Annotated in this window: 2 protein-coding genes; one reads left to right on the forward strand and one right to left on the reverse strand. The window is 25.4% G+C overall.

What is annotated here, in order from left to right:
- On the forward strand, positions 1-472 hold a 472-nt coding region (locus EZH24_RS12480), incomplete at its 5' end, for a glycosyltransferase (RefSeq protein WP_137999376.1).
- A 60-nt stretch (positions 473-532) separates the two neighbouring features.
- Here the strand turns inward: EZH24_RS12480 and EZH24_RS12485 are convergent.
- Positions 533-1,029 (reverse strand): Rpn family recombination-promoting nuclease/putative transposase (locus EZH24_RS12485; protein ID WP_137999377.1); only part of this gene is annotated, 497 nt, incomplete at its 5' end.

Genomic DNA, 1,029 nt, shown 5'->3' on the forward strand with positions numbered 1-1,029 from the left:
AGATAAATTATTTGACAATATTAATAAAAATAAATCTTATAAAGACAAAATTATTGTTACTGGTTTTATACCAGATAAAGATATTAATATAATTTATAATAAAGCGTTTTGTTTTGCATTTCCAAGTCTTTTTGAAGGATTTGGATTGCCCGTTTTAGAAGCTATTCAATGCAATATTCCCGTCATATCTTCAAATATAACATCGCTTCCAGAAATATACGGAGATGCAGGAATAGGATTTAATCCAAAAAATGAAATCGAGCTAATAAATGCATTGCATTCTATTTATTATAATGAAAATATTAGAAAACAATTAATTAAAAATTGCAATATTCAAAAAAAGAAATTTAGTATTAAAAATACGGCTAAAAATTATATAAATCTTATAAAGAAAGATTATAAGGAGAAAAATATGAACGATATTAAAAGCGCAATAAATAATATAGTTTGGTATATACCGATTAAAAATTAAGGAATAAGTTTAGATGGAAATTTAGGATAATTATATAATAAAAAAGTATTAATTTAAATTTTAAAGTTTTTCTATTTCTTCAATAGACAAGCCTGTATTTTCGCTTATAAATTCTATATCCAAACCTGATTTTTTTAGATTTTTAGCAGTTAATTTTTTCCCTTCTTCTATTCCTTCTTTTCGTTCTCTCGATAACATCATTTTTTGTCCCACCAAAAATGCATCTCTGGCGGCATAAGCTCGCATTAATTTATCGTCCGAAGTAAATCGTTTATATTCTTCAATCGCTTTTGTCATAATTGGGTTAGCCTCCTTAAGTTCATTTTCTATATCTTTTAAATTATTGCTTGTAAAAAATTTCATCCAAGTTAATAATTTATTATTTTTCAATTCCTCAATAGTTGAATTTTCTAATATATCAATAAATCTCTGAACTTCGATTAAATGCATTTGGATATAGTCTAAACTAATATTTTGGTTTTCCGTGTCGATTAATTTAAAGCAGCGGTGAGGTTTGCCCTCGTCTCCAAAATCCAAATTAAAATCAAGTAAATTAA

It is taken from the genome of Brachyspira catarrhinii (genome assembly GCF_005518285.1).
GTDB classification, from domain to species: Bacteria; Spirochaetota; Brachyspiria; order Brachyspirales; family Brachyspiraceae; genus Brachyspira; species Brachyspira catarrhinii.